The organism is Eubacterium sp. AF15-50, assembly GCF_934835595.1.
Taxonomy (GTDB): Bacteria; Bacillota; Clostridia; order Lachnospirales; family Lachnospiraceae; genus Eubacterium_G; species Eubacterium_G segne.
Map to the genome: position 1 here is coordinate 22,396 of NZ_CAKVZL010000009.1, position 18,386 is coordinate 40,781.

Genomic DNA, 18,386 nt, shown 5'->3' on the forward strand with positions numbered 1-18,386 from the left:
AGGGAGTTTATATGCATTTTAAATTTGATTTTATTAGAAACACGTTTCATTTATTTATCTAAACCTAACTTTTCTATATTTTCCTGTATTTTTAATGTAAGGGCACTTAACACCCTTTCGTATCCCATCTGATATCTTTCTTTCATATAGTTGTTATAAATTTTATCAAATTCCCTGTCGGATTTTGATAGTAATAAAAGAGGTAAAACGTCACCCCATTTTTTTTCGGCTTTGTTTTTAATTTTTCCAACATCTGTTGAAGTGTCAAAAACAATGGTATATTGCCCAACGTATGTGGTATAAGGATATGACCATTTTTTTAGCTGGGTAACGGGATTATCAGGATCATCCTTAATCCACTGGGATGCCATGGCATCATTTTGCATCATCCAGTAACAGGAATCACCTCCATATATACTGTTGTATTTTTTACGGTCAGTGTATAGAAGCTTTCTAACGTTATCCTTTATTTCAGGAACACCATCTTTGTTGTAGTCCCACATCTCACCCTGGGTTCCTAACCATGTCATTTTCTGCCCTTCTTCACTTAAAAGGTATGTGAGAAGTTTTATGGCAGCCTTAGGGTTTTGGCACTTCTTTGAAATCATGGTTACAGTCCAGCCATTTACGCTTGTTCCCGGAAGAGTGTAGTCGTCACCGGAAAGATTTTTCGGACCGTCAACGGCAATGTATATGCTATCAGGATTGTTTTTATAAAGATTTTTTTCCTGATCAGATAAATCCGTATATTGATATATCATGCAGAAGTATTGTCCGTTATTAATTTTTTCAGATTTCTGGGTTCGACTCTCAACAAAAATTTCATCCTTTAAAAGACCTTCTCCGCCAAGTTTTCTAAAGGCTTTAAGCCATGTAATATAGTCCTTGTTTTTTAAACGGTCAATGGCATTCCCTTTTTTGTCAACGTAAGGAACTGCTAAGAAATCCAAAAGATAATTATCAAAGGAATCACAGCCTATATCGTTAAATTCAGTACAATCTACAGGAATCATTTCATTTCCGTCAATTGTAGGAAACATTTTGGCTGCTTTTTCTACTGCTTTAACAAAGCCTTCAGGTGTAGTCATATCAGGACTTCCAATGGCTTCGTAAATATCCTTTCTTACAAGAAAGGCTTCATTGGAAGCTAAATTATCATATTTTTCGTAATCTGACGGAGAACAGGCTGAATTTGGATAGCCGTATAAATGTCCGTTAGGTCGTGAGTGCCACTTTACAACCTGCTCATTTACAACGTTATAAAAGTAAGTATCGTATTCATCTGCAAGTTTATCCAGAGCATATACTTTTTTATCGTTTATCATTTCACTTATTTCAGGTTCCCACCATCCCAGAGTTATTAAATCAGGAAGGGAATCGGAGGCAATCATTGAATCCAGCTTCTCATTGGGATTGCCGGTTGGTGTAATAAAGCTGATGTTACACTTGGTTTTCCTGGTAATGGCCTTTGATACAATGTTATTACCCCAGTCTGTATTAAACCACGAAAAATTTATATACCATGACAAATCTGTATATTTTTCTGCTTTTTCTTTTTTTCCACAACTGCAAAACAGCGATAATGCCAGTGCAATGCATAACAATACACTAATTATCTGTTTATTTTTCATTACTTATCACCTACTATTTCCTTTAATGGCTTTTCTTTTTTTTGGCGGGAAATTTCCATTAAGCCTAAATGTGTCATTCCCCATATATTACATTTAACGTAATCACAGTCAACATATGATTTTAAGATGCCTTCAAGATTTTGGTAACTTTCTTTTTTAGACATATTTATAAAATCTACAATTATAATTCCTGAAATATTACGAATCCTAAGCTGCTTAGAAATTTCAAGGGCTGCCTCAAGATTGATTTTTTCAAATGTTTTTTCTTTGTTACTATGAAATTCTGCTTTTCCCGTATTTACATCTATTACAGTTAACGCTTCCGTAACTTCAATTACCAGATAAGCTCCTGACTTAAGCCATACTTTTTTTGATAATGCATTTTTCAAATGTTTTCCTAAAGCATATTTGTTACATAAGCTTATGGAAGTATCTGTAAAATAAGCTGCAGATATCCGGCTATTTGTAAGAAATTTATAAACATTTTCATTGTCTGTTTTTATTTCTCCTGAATATTTATTTATAAATTCATTACATGCATTAACAATTTTGTTGTTTTCAAAAAGCAAAGCTTTAGAAGTTGAAAAATTAAATTTCCTTAATATATCTTCATATTGTTTCTTTAATAAATCAGCCTGAGCTAATATATCCTCCATGGAACAATCGGCTCCGGAAGTTCGTAAAATAAATCCATATTCCCCGGTGTCAAGAGAGGAAAGGGACGACTTTAACCGGTTGCGTGTGTCATTATCCGTGATTTTTCTTGATATGCTTATTCCACTGCCACCTACTACCATTACCAAATTATCAGAAGAAAGGTTTAGCTTTAAGGTAAGGGCATAGTCCTTGGTTTTTATTTTGTCTCCTGCAACCTGAACTAAAATTTTGCCCCCGGACTTTGGCTTTTTCTCTATATTTTTAAGGGAAAGAAATCCTTTTAAATTGTCCCCGAATTCCACGAAAGCTGCATCAATATTTTTTACAACATCCTTAACATATCCGCAATAGATATTACCTATTAATGAATTGTCACTGAAATTTTGAATACGATACAATTCATCATTAATAAAATAAAATCCAAGTAATATGTTATTATAAAAATCACTTATAATCAGCCTGTTATCCAATGTTTTCTCCTATATCACTACCAATATTATCTAAGGAAATGAGCTTTCCATCCTCAGTGCAATACATATCAAGACGCTCATAAATATATGAGGTATCACTTTTTTGTGTGAAATTTTCAAGGGCTGTAACTACTAATTCCGGTTTCAGATTTTGAGCACTTCCCTGGGCAAGCTTTATAAAAATGCCATTATCCTCTTTTTTGATGGAATATATCAATGGCTTTATATCTACTTCCTTCTCACTTTTCTTAGTCTTCTTAATTACATTGATGGAATCCTGATTTATAAAACCGGTAATATCATCGTCTGTAAATATATCTGTATATACAAAATAATCTGCAGCAGACATAACAGCCATGGCATTTTTGGCATTATCAGGAAGTAATTTATAGCTTAAAACTTTTACTCCTTCAACGTTTTGCTCGTTTATTCTTTCTATTGCCTCTTTAGTAGAAAGGGTGGAGTTTACTTCCATATCAAAGTATTCACCTTTACTTAAAACACCTACACTAAGAGGTGCTGCAAAAGACATTTTCTGGTGAGGTGAAAAACCTTCCGAATATGCCACATCAATTTCACCACGGCGCATTACTTTTTGAAAATATCTAACCATATCCAAATGACCTATAAATTTCATTTGTCCCTGTTTTGAAAAACGCACTCTAATTTTCATGGCAAATACCTCCTCCAAAAGATGCTGCTCCACATCCGGAACATTTCATACGACAGTTAGGAGTTACGGTTTCATTATGGGCATTATGCCATTCTCTAAGTAAGAAATTTTTAGTTACTCCTGTATCAATGAAATCCCAAGGGAAAATTTCATCTTCTTTTCTTTCTCTTGTTACATAAAAATCAACATCTATATTTGTTTCTTTAATGGCTTCCTGCCATAATTCTTCATTATGAAATTCTGACCAGGCATCATATATTCCACCTTTTTCATATACATAAAGAATGGTTTTTGCCAGTTTTCTGTCGCCTCTTGCCAGTAAACCTTCAAGTACACTTATATCTGACTCATGCCAATGATATTTAATACTTTTTCTGTTTAACAGAGTTTTTAATTTGTCATTAACTCTTCGTGCCTTATCCAGAAAATCTTTGGAGGTACACATAGGTGCCCATTGAAATGGTGTAAAAGGCTTAGGCACAAAGAAAGATGTGCTGGCAGTAATCTGGCATTTTCCGTTTCTCTTTTCTTTTGGCACTGTTTCATAATATAATTCAGCTATTTTTTCGCATAAATCCATTATTCCGTCAACATCGTCGTTAGTTTCAGTTGGCTGACCTAACATAAAATAAAGCTTTACTTTATTCCAGCCACCTTTAAATGCCTGTTCACATCCATTTAAAATATCCTCTTCCGTAAGTCCTTTATTAATAACGTTACGCATTCTTTGGGTACCTGCTTCCGGGGCAAAGGTTATGGAGCTTTTCTTTACATCCTGTACCTTGCTCATTACGTCTAAAGAAAAGGCATCAATTCTAAGAGAAGGCAGGGAAATATTTATATGTCGTGATTTACACTCTTCTATTAAGAAATCAATAAGCTCTTTTAAATGACTGTAGTCACTGGTGCTTAAGGAACTTAAGGAAATTTCTTCCTGCCCTGTGGCTTTTAGCATAGTTGTAGCTAAATATTTTAATTTTTCAAGGCTTTTTTCCCTTAACGGCTTATATACTGAACCTGCCTGACAAAAACGACACTCTCTTATACAGCCTCTTTGTACTTCAAGAACACATCTGTCCTGTGTTACCTTAATAAAGGGAACAAGAGGCTTTTCAGGGTATTCTACTTTGTCAAAATCAAGTACAATATCTTTTCTTACGCCACCTTTGGCATGAGGGTTATTAGGAACCATTTCTTTAATGGTGCAGTCTTCATTGTATGTCACATCATAAAATGCCGGGACATACATACATGGAATTTCCGCAGCCATTTCCAAAAACTCTTTCCTTGTACCACCTTTTTTCTTGTTTTCTTTATATAAATCAAGGAGGTGATAAAATTCAGTTTCCCCTTCGCCCATATAAAAAATATCAAAAAAATCTGCTACCGGTTCCGGATTGTAAGAACATGGACCGCCACCCATAACAATAGGCTCATCCTCACCTCTGTCCTTTGAAAGTAAGGTCACCTGACTTAAATCAAGAAGCTGTAATATGTTAGTGTAACACATTTCGTATTGTAATGTTATGCCGATAAAATCAAAGTCCTTTACACTATCCTGGGATTCTAGGGCAAATAATGGGATATTTTTCTCACGCATTATTTTATCTAAATCAACCCATGGGGAGTATACTCTTTCACAGTACACATCATCTCTTTTATTTAATAAGTCATAAATAATCTGTATACCTAAATGGGACATACCTATATCATATACATCAGGAAAGCACATGGCGTATCTGATATCTACACTTTCAGGGTCTTTAACTACCATGTTTACTTCATTTCCAATGTAACGTGCAGGCTTTTCTATATTTAACAATATTTCATCTGATAAAGCTAATTTTCTCATATTTCTCCTAGACTTTTATATTAATTCTGTAGTTTTTGTGATATTAATGTGTTATACTATTTAGCTGTAAAAATAAGTTTCACATATGCTTTAATTTAGTATTATACCATTCCTTATAATACTATATAGAAATGTTTTTTACAATAAAAGCGAAATATTAACCCGGGAGATTTTAATAAAATGTACAAATACGAAACACACTTACATACAAAACACGGAAGCGCATGTGCTACTATTTCAGGAAAGGGACAGGCTTTAGAATACAAGCATGCAGGCTATACCGGAATTATTATTACCGAACATTTTTTTAGGGGAAATACCTGTATACCAAAGGATTTGCCATGGGAAGAAAGAATTAATCTGTTTTGCAGAGGATATGAGGAGGCAAAATACTATGGAGATAAAATAGGTCTTCAGGTATTCTTCGGATGGGAAGAAACATATGATGGACAGGATTTCTTAGTTTATGGACTTGATAAAGAATGGCTGCTTAATCACCCTGAAGTTGAACATTGGACAATAAAGGAGCAGTTTTTGGAGGTTTCAAAATATGGTGGAATGGTTATACATGCTCATCCTTTCAGAGACAGACCATATATACCAAAAATCAGACTTTTTCCTAAGCAGGTACACGGGGTGGAGGTGTACAATGCAGGAAATTATAACGAAGAAAATGAAAGAGCATATATGTATGCAAAACAATATAATCTTCCAATTACTGCCGGGGGTGACAGCCACCATCATGATATTACCTGCTCCGGCATTGGCGTGGAGGAAAGGTTTGAAAGTATTGTGGACTACATTAAATGTATTAAAGAAAATAAGCCAAAACAGTTGCTTTATATTAATTAAAAAATGGGGCTATCGCACAGCCCCATTTTTTAATTAACGTAAAGCAACATTATAATTATTTTTTAACAAAACATCTGTTTTATTTTTTTATGGAAATAACTTTAATATCAGACCATTTCCCATATATTATTTTTTTATTAGCAAAGGTATAAGCTCTTGCTTTTACATAATAAACCATTTTTAACACTTACAGGTATTAATTATAGTTGACACTCCCCACAGCTAAAGCAGGGGGATTCTTGCTTCAACCACTACTGCACTTGCTGATGCCTTTCGGTATCACAATGTCTTACACAGTGTCCACAAGCTAGATTATACTGTTCCCGTATGCCCTACGGTGCAGTTTATGTATATTTATGCTGACTGCATTTGCAGTCCTTTATTCAAAATATTTATACTTGCATTAGTATCCCTGTTATGTACAGCATGACAATACGGGCACTCCCATTCACGGACTGCAAGATTTTTTATTAATGGGTTTTTATACCCACAGCAAGAACAGGTCTGGCTGCTCGGGTAAAGTGTTGGCACTTTGATTACATCATTCCCATACCAGACAGACTTGTATGCAAGCATATCAAAAAACTTACTCCATGATGCTGAACCGATGTGCTGTGCCAGTTTATGATTACGCATCATATTTTTTACTTTCAAATCTTCGATGCAGATTGTTTGGTTTTCACGAATCAGCATGGTAGACTGTTTCTGCAGGAAGTCATTTCTCTGGTTTGTAATCCTTTCGTGGACTAAGGCAACCTTAATACGCTGTCTGTTGCGGTTATTGGAGTTTTTCTGTTTTCTTGACAGCTTACGCTGTTCACGGATCAGTTTACGCATTGATTTTTCAAGATATTTCGGATTTGACACACTACTTCCGTTACTGTCTGAGTAAAACTCTTTAATACCTACATCAATGCCTATGCAACCACCATTGTTCGGTCTTGGCTGTGGTTCAAATTCCACGTTAAGAACCGCAAAATACCTGCCTGCAGGAGTATGCTCAATCGTTACATTTTTGATTTTTCCAACTTCCATGGACTGACGTATTCTGACATAGCCAAGTTTAGGGAGTTTGATGTATTTACCTGCAATACGGATTTTACCACCCTGGTTTACGGTCCTGTATGACTGGTGGTGATTGTGTTTACTTTTGAATGTTGGGTGTGCTGCATGTTTCTGAAAAAAGTTTACAAACCCTCTGTCGAGGTCACGCAAAGACTGTTGTAACGCAATAGAATCCACCACTTTCAGGAAAGCAAAATCTTCACACTTTTTAAGTTCCGTCAGCATTGCGGAAGTCTGGGAATAGCCTATTTTACTTCCGTTCCTAAAGGCTTCATTACGCATGGCAAGTCCCTTGTTGTAGATTAGTCTGCAACAGCCAAGAGTCTGATTGATTAAATTCTGCTGTTCCCTGTTAGGGTAGATTCTAAATTTGATACCTTTTTGCATTATCCCATTTTACCTTTTTGTCTTTGCGATGTTTTCTGATTTTCAATATACTGCCTGATTATTTCCAGTGGAGCACCACCCACTGTAGATACAAAATAGCTGTTTGTCCAAAGAGTTGGCATTTTTGTTCTGAGATACGGAAATTCTTCTCTTAAAATTCTGGAAGTATATCCTTTTAAGGACTTTACTGCTTTGTGGATACCAAATTGCGGGTCTACTTCCATCAGTATGTGTACATGATCTGGCATTATTTCCATTTCCAGAATGTCTACAGAAAGATTTATGGCATGCTCAAGGAGTAATTCCTTTAATCTGACATCCACACCATTAATTAATACTTTTCGCCTATACTTTGGACACCATACCACATGGTATTTGCAGGAATAGACGACATTGTTATTGGATTTATATGTTGTATTCATGCCTGTATTATACTACCATTTTAAAGTTAATACAATCATATATTTGTCCATCTTCATTTACTTGCGTAAATTCGATGGACATGTCTTATATCCCCATAGCTAAAGCAAGGGGTTTTACGACACATTTGGATAAATTTTTATCGTCTGGAAAGTTCCTTTGTAATTTCTTTCCAGGTTACGCCTTTTTCTGCCATTAATACCATTACATGGTACAAAAAGTCAGAAATTTCATATTTAACTTCCTGTGGATCAGGATTTTTGGCGGCTATTACTATTTCAGTGGCCTCTTCTCCTACTTTTTTAAGAATTTTATCTATTCCTTTATCAAAAAGATAGTTGGTATAGGAGCCTTCCTTTGGATTTTTCTTTCTGTCAAGAATTACTTTATACACATCCTCAAAAACTTTTATGGGATTTGTGTTGTCATATTCTTTTTTTACAAGATTGTTAAAGAAGCAGGTATCTGCCCCTGTGTGGCACGGAACACCTATTTGTCTTACTTTAGCAAGCATTGTATCTAAATCACAATCCATGGATAATTCTTTTACAAACTGATAATGCCCGGAGGTTTCACCTTTAACCCACAGTTCATTACGGCTTCTGCTAAAATATGTCATACGACCGGTTTTTATGGTTAAATTAAAGGCTTCTTCGTTCATGTATGCTAACATAAGAACCTGACTGGTTTTGTAATCCTGAACAATAACAGGAATCATTCCGTCACTGTTGGTTTTAAAATCAGAAAACTTCATGTCAGTTTCAAAAGTGTTTACAGCTAATCCACTCTCCTTTAGCTTGTGCTTTAATTCCATAAAGTCAAAGTTTTCATTAAAGATATCTGAAGAAACACCATAGAGTGAATTATCAGGTGTAAGATTATATACATCATTACAATTAGTAAGTAATACTTCGTCATCTGTAGCTATTACTTTGTCTGAAATCACTAAAGAATAAAGTCCTTTGTTGCATGATAATTTTTCAATATCAGTATCTAGCAAAATTGATATATTTTCACTGCCAAAGCGCTCAGAGGCCTCTTTAATAAGCTCCTGATTATTTTTTAATGATAATATTGCTTTTTTAGCTCCTGTATATATATATTTCTTTACATCTTCTAATCTTTTTACATTTCCGCCTACAAGCATTGGAATGTCAACATTGTCTGCAATGTTAATTATGGTACTGATATTGGCTTCATGTTCCCTGTCGGTAGAGGAAATATCATAAATAAGAATTTCGTCAGCTCCGTTACTGTCAAAGCATAAGGCAATTCTTACGGCATCTCCGTCGCCTAACAGCGTTGCACCGCCTTCATCTACGGCTTTTCCTTTATATAAATATATTGTTGGTATTAATTTTATTTGGTTCATTATAGTGTTCCTTTCGTGGATAAAACATCATTTATTCTGCTATCGGTTAATGTTGCCTGATCAAGGGCTTTAGCGAAAGCCTTAAAAATACCTTCAATCATATGGTGGTTATTACCACTTTCAAGCATTTTTATATGAAGATTCATTCCTACGGCATAGGTAATTGCGTGGAAAAATTCCTTAACCATTTCAGTGTCAAAATATCCTACCCTGTCAGTTGTAAAATCTACATTAAAAACAAGATAAGGTCTTCCTGACAAATCAAGGGCACACAATACAAGGGACTCATCCATTGGAAGAATGGTATGTCCGTATCTTCTTATGGATTTTTTGTCTCCTAATGCCTTTCTAATGGCTATACCAAGGGCAATGCCGGTATCTTCTATTGTATGGTGACAATCCACATATAAATCTCCTGTAACTTTAACAGTTAAATCAAATAATCCGTGTTTTGCAAAGCTAATAAGCATATGGTCAAAGAAACCAATGCCTGTGTTGACTTCAGATTTTCCAGTACCATCAAGATTTATGGATACTTCTATCTGGGTTTCGCTGGTATTTCTTACACAATCGCCTGTTCTTGTCATAATATCCTCCCTTTTACTGACAGTTGTTGTCATCTTCCTCAAATCTTACTCTTATGGAGTTAGCATGAGCTGTAAGTCCTTCAGCCTTGGCAAATTTTTGAATATCATCACTAAGAGGCATAAGGGCTTCTCTTGAAAAACTGATTATGCTTGATTTTTTTATGAAATCATCAACACTAAGTGGTGAGAAGAATTTTGCCGTACCATTAGTTGGAAGTACGTGGTTTGGACCTGCAAAATAGTCTCCAAGAGGTTCGGAACTGTATTCTCCAAGGAAAATAGCTCCTGCATTTCTAACTCTTGTCATTGTGTCAAATGGATTTGTTGTTAAAATCTCTAAATGCTCAGATGCAATTTCATTAGCGATATCTATCACATCTTCCATATTATCTGCAACAAGTATATATCCGTAATTTTCTAATGATTTAGTTAAAATTTCATTTCTTTTTAATTTTGAAACAAAGAAGTCAACCCACTTTGAAACTTCATTAGCAAGTTCAGTGCTGGTAGTTACTAAAATAGCTGAAGCAAGTTCGTCATGTTCTGCCTGAGATAAAAGATCAGCAGCCACATATCGTGGATTGGCACTTTCATCAGCTATAACCATTATTTCACTTGGACCTGCAACAGAATCAATGCTTACATAACCAAAAACAGCTTTTTTGGCAAGGGCTACGTAAATATTTCCCGGTCCTACAATCTTGTCTACTTTCTTGATGGATTCGGTTCCGTAAGCAAGAGCTGCAATTGCCTGAGCACCGCCTACTTTATATATTACATCTACTCCTGCTTCGTTAGCTGCAACTAATGTATTAGGATTAACTTTTCCATCCTTTCCCGGAGGTGTAACCATAACTATTTCATCTACCCCTGCAACCTTTGCCGGAATAACGTTCATAAGTACAGATGACGGATAAGCAGCCTTACCTCCCGGTACATAAACACCAACACGGGCTAAGGCAGTAACCTTCTGACCTAAAATTGAACCATCTGTTTTGGAATCAAACCAGCTGTACTGCTTTTGTTTTTCATGATAGTCTTTAATATTTTTTAGGGATTTTTTAATAATATCCACTAATTCAGGGTTTTCCAAAGAATTATAAGCTTCTTCAATTTCTTCCTTAGTAACTTTAATGTTTTCTGCTGAAATGTCAGCTTTGTCAAATTTTAATGTGTAATCAAATAATGCCTTGTTACCGTTTTCCTTAACATTTTGAAGGATTTCATTTACACTGTCGGCATATTTATCATAATTATTTGGGCTCCTTTTTAAAAGGTCGTTTAAAATATTCTTTTTTGATGTGTCATCTAATTTAACTATTCTCATGGTTGCCTCCTAAAGATTTATATTTTGCTTTAAATCTGAAATAATTTTTCTGATTCGTTCGTCTTCCATTTTCATGCTTACCTGATTTACTACCATTCTGGCTGATAATGGACAAACTTCTTCTAATACTTCAAGACCGTTTTCTTTTAAGGTAGTTCCTGTTTCCACAATATCAACAATAACCTCTGATAAACCTACAATAGGAGCTAACTCAACAGAACCGTTTAATTTAATTATTTCAACAGTCTGATATTTTTTGTTATAGAAATAATCCTTTGCAATTTTGGGATACTTTGAAGCCACACGTATCATTTCGTGGTCTTTTAAAAGCTCCCTGGCAGATTTAGGACCACATACACACATGCGGCACTTTCCAAATCCTAAATCAAGTACTTCATATAATTTTCTGTCTTCTTCTAAAATTGTGTCTTTTCCTACAATTCCAATATCGGCAGCACCGTATTCCACATAAGTTGGAACATCACTTGCCTTGGCAAGGAAAAAGCGAAGCTTTAAATCTTCATTTACAAAAATAAGCTTTCGTGTTTTTTCATCTTTCATCTCCTCACATTCAATCCCAATATCTTCAAACATTTTCATGGCTGTTTTTGCCAGACGTCCTTTAGCTAATGCAAATGTTAAATATCTCATGTTGTCACCTACAATTCCACGGCACCATCATTAGAAACATATGTAATCTTTGATGCACCGTCCTCTTTCTTGAAATTAACGTATTCCTCAATGGCAATATCCGGCTTTTTTGGAATAAGCTCTGTTTTTATGCCGTTATTTCTTAAAACCTCTGCTAAAGATAGTGCAGATTTTCTAAATGCCGGTTCATATATAATAACCTGATATTCATAATCGGTTTTTCCGGTATATGATTTGGCATTTAAGGCTACCATTATCTGGTCCATATAAATGGCAAAACCAATGGAAGCTGCATTTTTTCCAAACTGTGACAGTAATTTGTCATATCGGCCTCCTGCAACGATTTTGTCGCCGGTTCCATAGGTATATCCTTTAAAAATAATTCCGGTATAGTATCCGTAATTGCTGGATGTACCTAAATCAAAGCTTATATATTTTGATACCCCATAATCTTCTAAAATAGAATAAAGGGATTTAAGACGCTTAATGGCATCTAAAGCAGTTTTATTTGAAGTGAGCTGCTGTGCCTTATCTAATACTTCCACAGAACCAAACAGCTCCGGTAATTTAAGCATTGCTTCCTTTGCTTCACCTGTTACACCCTCACGGTTTAAAATTTCTTCAACACCAAAATCATTTTTGTTTTGAATGTAGTTATTAATTTCATTTTCCGTTTCTGCATCCAAACCACAGTCCTGAAGTATTCCGTTATAGAAATCCACATGACCGATTTCAACTAAAAACTCCTCTAATCCAGCGGCTTTTAAGGATTCCACAACTAAGGCAATCATTTCTGCATCCGCCTCTACGGAATCATCATTTATCAGCTCACAGCCAAGCTGTGTAATTTCTTTTAACTTTCCCTGAAGTTCGGAATTGTTAATGTATGTGTTGGCATTGTAGCACAATTTAATTGGAACATTAACATCCATATAATACTTTGCTGCAAGTCTTGCAATGGAAGGAGTAACGTCAGGTCTTAATACAAGAGTGTTTCCTTCCCTGTCAAAAAACTTGTACATATTTTTAGAGGCAACAGATCCTCTCTCCTTACTAAATATATCAAAAAATTCAAAGGTTGGTGTTTGAATATTATGAAATCCATATAAATTAAATAAATTGTTTATTTTGTTTTCAACTGTCATTTTTATGGCACATTCCTTACTGTAAATGTCCCTGACTCCCACCGGTGTATGTAATAATACCTTTTCCATAGTACCTCCTAAAATATTTAGTCAATCGCTTTAACGAATTAAAGTAGTAATTCACTACCTTATTACCAGAATGAAATTATATTACACTAATTTACATTTCTTGTCAATATTTGGATTATCTGTTTTGTAAATCTCTTTTTATTCCTTCAAGATAATGAACAACAGCTCCTGATGTGGAATTAATTTTGTAATTTTTATCTATTTCATCATATGTAAAACTTTTCCTGCCACCGTTTAAGCTTCTTTCATAGAAAAATTTGATATCTTTAAAGGGTATATAGTAAGTTTCATTTAAACTACTAAAAAATAACAGAATAAAGGAAATTCCACCCTGTTTTTCAAAATCTTCCATGAATTTAACCTGATGTTCATGAATGTTCATTATAGGAAAGGTTTTAACGGCACATTCCTTTGCATCAAAACAAACAGGTATTCCCTGTACGGCTCCTATGTAATCAACGGTACTTTGCTTCTCAAAATATGCCAATGTAATATGCCTTGTGCTTTGGTCAATTTCAACAGGAGTAATGGGTGTGGGAATTTTCTGAATTAATGCAAGCTTCTGCTGTCTGTAGTGTTCATTTGTCATATTTATCATATCTTCAAGGGTTGAGCCACGAAGCCCTCTTGACGACCATGTTCCCATTTAAACCTCCGTTGGTGTTTGAATATTTTCATCAATTATTTTTTTGAAAATTTCAGGAACAGCTGCCTTTATCGTTTGCTGGGATAAATCACATAAAGCTCCTTTGATTTCGGGAAAACTCATTATCCATGAATGTAGAAGCTGATCCTTTAATCCGTATTTTTCTTTGTATATATCATTAATTTTTTTATTTCCATATTTGTAATCACCAATGATTCCGTGACCAATTGAAGATAAATGGGCACGTATCTGGTGGGCGCGTCCTGTTACAAGTTTTACTTTTAATAATGTAAGGTTTTCTCCAAAACCAATAGGCTCATACTTTGTTTCAATATACTTTCCATCAGGTGTTTCTTTGTTTGAAATAGTAACCTTGTTAGTTTTTTTGTCTTTTTTTAAATAACCCTTTATAGTTGTGGTTTTATCAAGGTAACCTGAAACCAGTGTTAAATAAAACTTGTCCATGGAACGTTTTTTTATAATTTCAGACATTGTCTGTAGCCCGATTAAAGATTTTCCGGCTATAATTAATCCGCTGGTATTGCGGTCAAGACGGTTACAGACTCCCGGTTTAAAGGTCTTTAGTTGGGTAGCCGACAGACTTTTAGTTTCAACAAGGTACGAAATAATATATTCATTAATTGAAATGTCGTCTTTTTGGGCTTTTTGGCTTAAAATTCCTGATGGCTTATTTACAATGATAATATTTTCATCTTCATATACAACATCTAATGAAAAATGGGGAAGAGTTAAAACACTGCTGTTTCCTTTCCCTGTAAACTTATCAATGGTGTCATCTGTCATATAGATTTTCACACTGTCGTTAATATTTAATTTCTCTTTACCATTAGCTTTTTTGTTATTTAAAACTATATTTTTTTTACGAAGCATTTTATAAATGAAACTTCCCGGTGCTTCTTTGAAAAATTTAAAAAGAAACTTATCAAATCGCTGTCCGACTTCATTTTTGCCAATAATAATTTCCTGCATACATTCTTACCTATTGTTTTAGTTTGATTTTAAGTTGCTAATTTCTTCTTCAGTTAGTTTCCTGTATCCTCCGGACTTTAAGTTTTTATCCAATATAAGAGAACCCATGGAAATTCTTTTTAGGAATGTAACTGTAAGACCAATTGCCTGAAACATTCGCTTAACCTGATGATATTTTCCTTCAGTTATGGTTATATATGCCCTGTTTCTACCAGAAAGAATCTCTAACTTAGCAGGTTTAGTAATATTTTTTTCACCAATATCCAGTCCTTTAGCAAACAAATCTATATCACTGTCTATTAATTCCCCGTTTAATTCCACGTAATATGTTTTATTTACATGTTTTTTGGGAGATAACAGATTGTGGGATAATTCACCGTCATTAGTAATTAGTAACAACCCTTCGGTATCCTTATCTAAACGACCAACCGGGAAAAGTCCTTCTTTAGGAGTTACATCCATAATATCCATAACGGTTTTGTAATTATTATCCTTTACTGCCGTAAGGACTCCCGGAGGTTTGTTTAACATATAATAGTAAAATTTGTTATATTCTAAATTTACTCCGTCAAGGGAAACTATATCATTATTTTCGTCAATATGTCTTTCAGGTTTATTTTCCAAAACATTATTCACAAATACTTTTTTTGATTTTATCAATTCCTTAACCTGACTTCTTGAACCGATTCCCTGATTTGTAAGGTATTTGTCTAATCTCATTAAAAACCTCGCAAAATTAATTTAAATCCCTGTAAAGAGTTTCAATAACTTTTTTCTGTTCTTTGGTAAGTTTGACCTTTGGCGAATTATCATCGCAGGTATTCCTATTTTCAACAATAAGAACAGTACAGTTTTTTTCAGGGGTGTGGGTGTGAAATGTACCTTTTTTTACATTGTAAAGCTTTAAGGGCTCAAGTTTTATGGCTTCTATTTTACCGATTTCAGAACCTTGTCCACCTAAAAACAAAGTAAAATCTCCATTTAGTAAGATAAACACTTCGTCAGATTCATTATGCTTTTGCATATCCTTTAGTTTATCCACTTCTAATTCTTCACAATATCTAAGCTCAGCAACACGCCAGCTTTCAAAATCAATAAGGGGAAGGTAGCCTTCTCCGTTAAAAGACGATATTTCTAAGTTATTGTTAAACATATAATCCTTTGTCATATTGTACTCCTAATTTTTAAATTTCTGCAATTACTTCTACTTCACACAATACATTCTTTGGAAGGGTTTTAACTGCCACACAGCTTCTTGCAGGTTTTCCTGTAAAATATTTTCCGTAGATTTCATTAAATGTAGCAAAGTCATTCATATCAGCTAAAAAACAAACTGTTTTTACGGCATTTTCGTATGTAACACCTGCTTCTTCAAGAATTGCTCCTAAATTCTTCATTACCTGTTCTGTCTGCTCGGTAATGGTTGCACCTACGATTTCACCTGTTGCAGGGTCAAGGGCAATCTGTCCTGATGTAAATAAAAGATTTCCTGATTTAACTGCCTGTGAGTATGGTCCGATAGCTGCCGGAGCTTTGTTTGTACTTATTTTATTCATAATTTTGTACCTTCTTTCTAGTCAATATTCTTATATATTTTACACTTTTAAAGTTGTTATTACAAGAGTTAATAATCGGCAGCAAGGGTTTTAGCCTCAAGGTATTTTAAAACCGTATAGGGATTAACACTAAGCTCTGAATAATTTTTGGTGGCAATATATATTCCAAAATGAAGATGAACGGCAAAATTCCCGGAAGTTCCTTCTACTTTTCCGTAACCGGTATCTCCCATATATCCCAGCAATGTTCCGGCTTTAATTTTATCTCCCTTTTTTATCCCTGCGTAGCTGCTTAAATGGGCATAATAAAAATAACCGGAGGAATTACTTCTTATGCCAACCCGGTATCCTCCCTTTTCAAGCCAACCCATGTTTTCCACAACTCCATCAGTAACGCTAATTACCGGGTAGTATCCGCTAACATTATTTTCAGCCATAATATCAATACCTTCATGTTTGTATTTGCCATTATAATTTCTGTCCGCACCATAGGAATTATCATATGAAACCCAGTAGTCAGAAGAATTGCTTTTTAAAACAGGAAAAAACTTAATGTCATTATATATTGCAGCTAAGGCTTTACTGCATTCCTTATATTCGTAAGGATGTGAAAAGACAAATTGCTTTTTCATATTTTTAATATCTTTGTAGGTTTCGCTAAAATTACTTATGGAGCAGTTATTAAAAACGTAAAGGGGTGTAAGAATATCTGACAAGGTGCATTTCTCATTAGATGCGATTTCAGCAGCATTTGTAATAGCTTTTTCTGAAATGTTATTATTTCTGAATTTTTCAGATTCTACAATATTTACGGTAATATCATAGTAAGCGGAAAAAATCTCTGAAAATATATAATTATTTAAAACAGATAAAACTAAAATTAAAAAGATACAATAAGTTTTCTTCATAAAATAAGCGGCATATATTTTTTACTAATATATGCCGCAAAGTATTAAAATAAAACTTTTAACTTTGACTGCTTCCTGTTTGGAGACGATAATAGGTTCCCTTTTGTGCCATTAATTCATCATGGTTTCCTCTCTCAATAATTCTTCCGTTTTCAAGAACCATAATACAGTCGCTGTTTTTGATGGTTGATAATCTATGGGCAATAACAAAGGTAGTTCTTCCTTTCATTAATGCATCCATTCCTTCCTGAACTATACGTTCTGTTCTTGTATCTATGGAGGACGTAGCCTCGTCAAGAATTAATGCCGGTGGATTAGCAACTGCTGCTCTGGCTATGGCTAACAACTGACGCTGTCCCTGAGATAAATTACCACCATCTCCTATTAGCATTGTGTTATATCCATCAGGAAGTCTTCTAATGAAGTTGTCAGCATTGGCAAGCTTTGCTGCCGCAATTACTTCTTCATCTGTAGCATCTAGATTACCATAACGGATATTTTCCATAACTGTGGCAGAGAATAAATGAGTATCCTGAAGTACAATTCCAAGAGAGCGTCTTAAATCTGCCTTTTTAATTTTGTTTATGTTAATTCCGTCATATCTGATTTTACCATCCTGAATATCATAAAATCTGTTAATTAAATTAGTTATGGTTGTTTTGCCGGCGCCGGTAGAACCAACAAAGGCAAGCTTCTGTCCCGGATTAGCATAAAGCTTTACATCATGAAGAACAATTTTGTCATCATTGTAGCCAAAATCAACACCGTCAAAAACAATTTCACCTTTCATAGGAACATAAGTTGTGGTGCCGTCTTCTTTATGATAATGCTTCCATGCCCAGGTTCCTGTTCTTTCGCTACATTCTACAATTTCACCTTTTTCATATTTTGAACGTACCAATGTAACATAACCTTCGTCAGTTTCAGGCTTTTCGGCTAATAGTTTAAAGATTCTGTCAGCTCCTGCTAATGCCATAACAATACTGTTCATCTGCATTGTTATCTGATTAATTGGCTGGGCAAACTGCTTATTATATGTTAAAAAGGTAATGAGTTTTCCGGGAGTCATGGTAAATCCTGCTATTCCGTTAATGGCAAGAACTGCACCTATACAGGCACATAATACAT

General features: G+C 34.7%; 19 protein-coding genes. 1 reads left to right on the top strand and 18 read right to left on the bottom strand.

The window, feature by feature from the left end; translation table 11 throughout:
* Window positions 1–50 precede the first annotated feature (50 nt).
* From Q5O73_RS02220 to Q5O73_RS02235, 4 genes are read right to left on the bottom strand one after another with little or no spacing between them, the layout of a single operon-like run.
* On the bottom strand, window positions 51–1,631 hold the full coding sequence (locus tag Q5O73_RS02220; protein WP_302668961.1) for an extracellular solute-binding protein: 1,581 nt from the start codon (window positions 1,629–1,631) through the stop codon (window positions 51–53).
* Window positions 1,631–2,758, bottom strand: a complete 1,128-nt coding sequence (locus Q5O73_RS02225; RefSeq protein ID WP_302628872.1) for a ribonuclease E/G — start codon at window positions 2,756–2,758, stop codon at window positions 1,631–1,633. Before Q5O73_RS02225 ends, Q5O73_RS02220 begins: the two co-directional genes overlap by 1 nt.
* Window positions 2,751–3,431 carry a TIGR03936 family radical SAM-associated protein gene (locus Q5O73_RS02230; protein WP_021953032.1) on the bottom strand — a complete coding sequence of 227 codons (681 nt, stop codon included), beginning with the start codon at window positions 3,429–3,431 and terminating at the stop codon, window positions 2,751–2,753. Before Q5O73_RS02230 ends, Q5O73_RS02225 begins: the two co-directional genes overlap by 8 nt.
* Complete coding sequence (locus tag Q5O73_RS02235; protein WP_302628873.1) at window positions 3,421–5,283, bottom strand: TIGR03960 family B12-binding radical SAM protein; 1,863 nt, start codon at window positions 5,281–5,283, stop codon at window positions 3,421–3,423. Before Q5O73_RS02235 ends, Q5O73_RS02230 begins: the two co-directional genes overlap by 11 nt.
* Window positions 5,284–5,463: 180 nt before the next feature.
* Between Q5O73_RS02235 and Q5O73_RS02240 the strand changes: the two genes are divergently transcribed.
* A complete protein-coding gene (locus tag Q5O73_RS02240) occupies window positions 5,464–6,135 on the top strand; it encodes a PHP domain-containing protein (RefSeq protein WP_021953030.1) in 672 nt (223 codons plus the stop codon).
* A gap of 354 nt (window positions 6,136–6,489) precedes the next feature.
* Here the strand turns inward: Q5O73_RS02240 and tnpB are convergent, their stop codons facing one another.
* The 14 genes from tnpB to Q5O73_RS02310 all read right to left on the bottom strand — a co-directional run.
* Window positions 6,490–7,587: an IS200/IS605 family element RNA-guided endonuclease TnpB gene (gene tnpB / locus Q5O73_RS02245; RefSeq protein WP_302668962.1), complete on the bottom strand. Its 1,098-nt coding sequence runs from the start codon at window positions 7,585–7,587 to the stop codon at window positions 6,490–6,492.
* Window positions 7,587–8,009, bottom strand: coding sequence for an IS200/IS605 family transposase (gene tnpA, locus Q5O73_RS02250; RefSeq protein ID WP_021953028.1), 423 nt, complete (start codon window positions 8,007–8,009; stop codon window positions 7,587–7,589). The genes tnpB and tnpA overlap by 1 nt, the downstream gene beginning before the upstream one ends.
* Window positions 8,010–8,146: 137 nt before the next feature.
* On the bottom strand, window positions 8,147–9,379 hold the full coding sequence (gene hisIE / locus Q5O73_RS02255; RefSeq protein ID WP_302624984.1) for a bifunctional phosphoribosyl-AMP cyclohydrolase/phosphoribosyl-ATP diphosphatase HisIE: 1,233 nt from the start codon (window positions 9,377–9,379) through the stop codon (window positions 8,147–8,149).
* Entirely contained in the window at window positions 9,379–9,966 is a 588-nt protein-coding gene (gene hisB, locus Q5O73_RS02260; protein ID WP_021953026.1) for an imidazoleglycerol-phosphate dehydratase HisB, read from the bottom strand. The genes hisIE and hisB overlap by 1 nt, the downstream gene beginning before the upstream one ends.
* Before the next feature lie 13 nt (window positions 9,967–9,979).
* A complete protein-coding gene (hisD, locus tag Q5O73_RS02265) occupies window positions 9,980–11,293 on the bottom strand; it encodes a histidinol dehydrogenase (RefSeq protein ID WP_021953025.1) in 1,314 nt (437 codons plus the stop codon).
* 9 nt (window positions 11,294–11,302) lie between these two features.
* Window positions 11,303–11,944, bottom strand: a complete 642-nt coding sequence (hisG, locus tag Q5O73_RS02270) for an ATP phosphoribosyltransferase (RefSeq protein ID WP_021953024.1) — start codon at window positions 11,942–11,944, stop codon at window positions 11,303–11,305.
* An 8-nt stretch (window positions 11,945–11,952) separates the two neighbouring features.
* Entirely contained in the window at window positions 11,953–13,158 is a 1,206-nt protein-coding gene (gene hisZ, locus Q5O73_RS02275) for an ATP phosphoribosyltransferase regulatory subunit (protein WP_118588598.1), read from the bottom strand.
* 115 nt (window positions 13,159–13,273) lie between these two features.
* A complete protein-coding gene (locus tag Q5O73_RS02280; protein WP_021953022.1) occupies window positions 13,274–13,804 on the bottom strand; it encodes a Holliday junction resolvase RecU in 531 nt (176 codons plus the stop codon).
* The gene (locus Q5O73_RS02285; protein ID WP_186840407.1) at window positions 13,805–14,794 is read right to left on the bottom strand and encodes an RluA family pseudouridine synthase; all 990 of its coding nucleotides are present in this window, start codon (window positions 14,792–14,794) and stop codon (window positions 13,805–13,807) included.
* A gap of 18 nt (window positions 14,795–14,812) precedes the next feature.
* Window positions 14,813–15,514, bottom strand: a complete 702-nt coding sequence (locus Q5O73_RS02290) for a pseudouridine synthase (protein ID WP_021953020.1) — start codon at window positions 15,512–15,514, stop codon at window positions 14,813–14,815.
* 16 nt (window positions 15,515–15,530) lie between these two features.
* Window positions 15,531–15,962 carry a hypothetical protein gene (locus tag Q5O73_RS02295; RefSeq protein ID WP_021953019.1) on the bottom strand — a complete coding sequence of 144 codons (432 nt, stop codon included), beginning with the start codon at window positions 15,960–15,962 and terminating at the stop codon, window positions 15,531–15,533.
* Window positions 15,963–15,978: 16 nt separating this feature from the next.
* Window positions 15,979–16,350 (bottom strand): RidA family protein, encoded by a 372-nt coding sequence (locus tag Q5O73_RS02300; protein WP_021953018.1) that lies wholly within the window; start codon window positions 16,348–16,350, stop codon window positions 15,979–15,981.
* A 68-nt stretch (window positions 16,351–16,418) separates the two neighbouring features.
* Window positions 16,419–17,258, bottom strand: coding sequence for a M23 family metallopeptidase (locus Q5O73_RS02305; RefSeq protein WP_021953017.1), 840 nt, complete (start codon window positions 17,256–17,258; stop codon window positions 16,419–16,421).
* Window positions 17,259–17,316: 58 nt separating this feature from the next.
* A partial coding sequence (locus tag Q5O73_RS02310; protein WP_302668963.1) for an ABC transporter ATP-binding protein occupies window positions 17,317–18,386 on the bottom strand: 1,070 nt, incomplete at its 5' end.

Excerpts from the sequence above, each read along its gene's own strand:
- hisD (WP_021953025.1), bottom strand. The coding sequence starts at position 11,293 with ATGAGAATAGTTAAATTAGATGACACATCAAAAAAGAATATTTTAAAC.
- tnpB (WP_302668962.1), bottom strand. The coding sequence starts at position 7,587 with ATGCAAAAAGGTATCAAATTTAGAATCTACCCTAACAGGGAACAGCAG.
- Q5O73_RS02295 (WP_021953019.1), bottom strand. The coding sequence starts at position 15,962 with ATGACAAAGGATTATATGTTTAACAATAACTTAGAAATATCGTCTTTT.
- tnpA (WP_021953028.1), bottom strand. The coding sequence starts at position 8,009 with ATGAATACAACATATAAATCCAATAACAATGTCGTCTATTCCTGCAAA.
- Q5O73_RS02230 (WP_021953032.1), bottom strand. The coding sequence starts at position 3,431 with ATGAAAATTAGAGTGCGTTTTTCAAAACAGGGACAAATGAAATTTATA.
- Q5O73_RS02285 (WP_186840407.1), bottom strand. The coding sequence starts at position 14,794 with ATGCAGGAAATTATTATTGGCAAAAATGAAGTCGGACAGCGATTTGAT.
- Q5O73_RS02280 (WP_021953022.1), bottom strand. The coding sequence starts at position 13,804 with ATGGGAACATGGTCGTCAAGAGGGCTTCGTGGCTCAACCCTTGAAGAT.
- Q5O73_RS02290 (WP_021953020.1), bottom strand. The coding sequence starts at position 15,514 with ATGAGATTAGACAAATACCTTACAAATCAGGGAATCGGTTCAAGAAGT.
- Q5O73_RS02235 (WP_302628873.1), bottom strand. The coding sequence starts at position 5,283 with ATGAGAAAATTAGCTTTATCAGATGAAATATTGTTAAATATAGAAAAG.
- hisG (WP_021953024.1), bottom strand. The coding sequence starts at position 11,944 with ATGAGATATTTAACATTTGCATTAGCTAAAGGACGTCTGGCAAAAACA.
- Q5O73_RS02240 (WP_021953030.1), top strand. The coding sequence starts at position 5,464 with ATGTACAAATACGAAACACACTTACATACAAAACACGGAAGCGCATGT.
- hisB (WP_021953026.1), bottom strand. The coding sequence starts at position 9,966 with ATGACAAGAACAGGCGATTGTGTAAGAAATACCAGCGAAACCCAGATA.
- hisIE (WP_302624984.1), bottom strand. The coding sequence starts at position 9,379 with ATGAACCAAATAAAATTAATACCAACAATATATTTATATAAAGGAAAA.
- Q5O73_RS02300 (WP_021953018.1), bottom strand. The coding sequence starts at position 16,350 with ATGAATAAAATAAGTACAAACAAAGCTCCGGCAGCTATCGGACCATAC.
- Q5O73_RS02220 (WP_302668961.1), bottom strand. The coding sequence starts at position 1,631 with ATGAAAAATAAACAGATAATTAGTGTATTGTTATGCATTGCACTGGCA.
- Q5O73_RS02305 (WP_021953017.1), bottom strand. The coding sequence starts at position 17,258 with ATGAAGAAAACTTATTGTATCTTTTTAATTTTAGTTTTATCTGTTTTA.
- hisZ (WP_118588598.1), bottom strand. The coding sequence starts at position 13,158 with ATGGAAAAGGTATTATTACATACACCGGTGGGAGTCAGGGACATTTAC.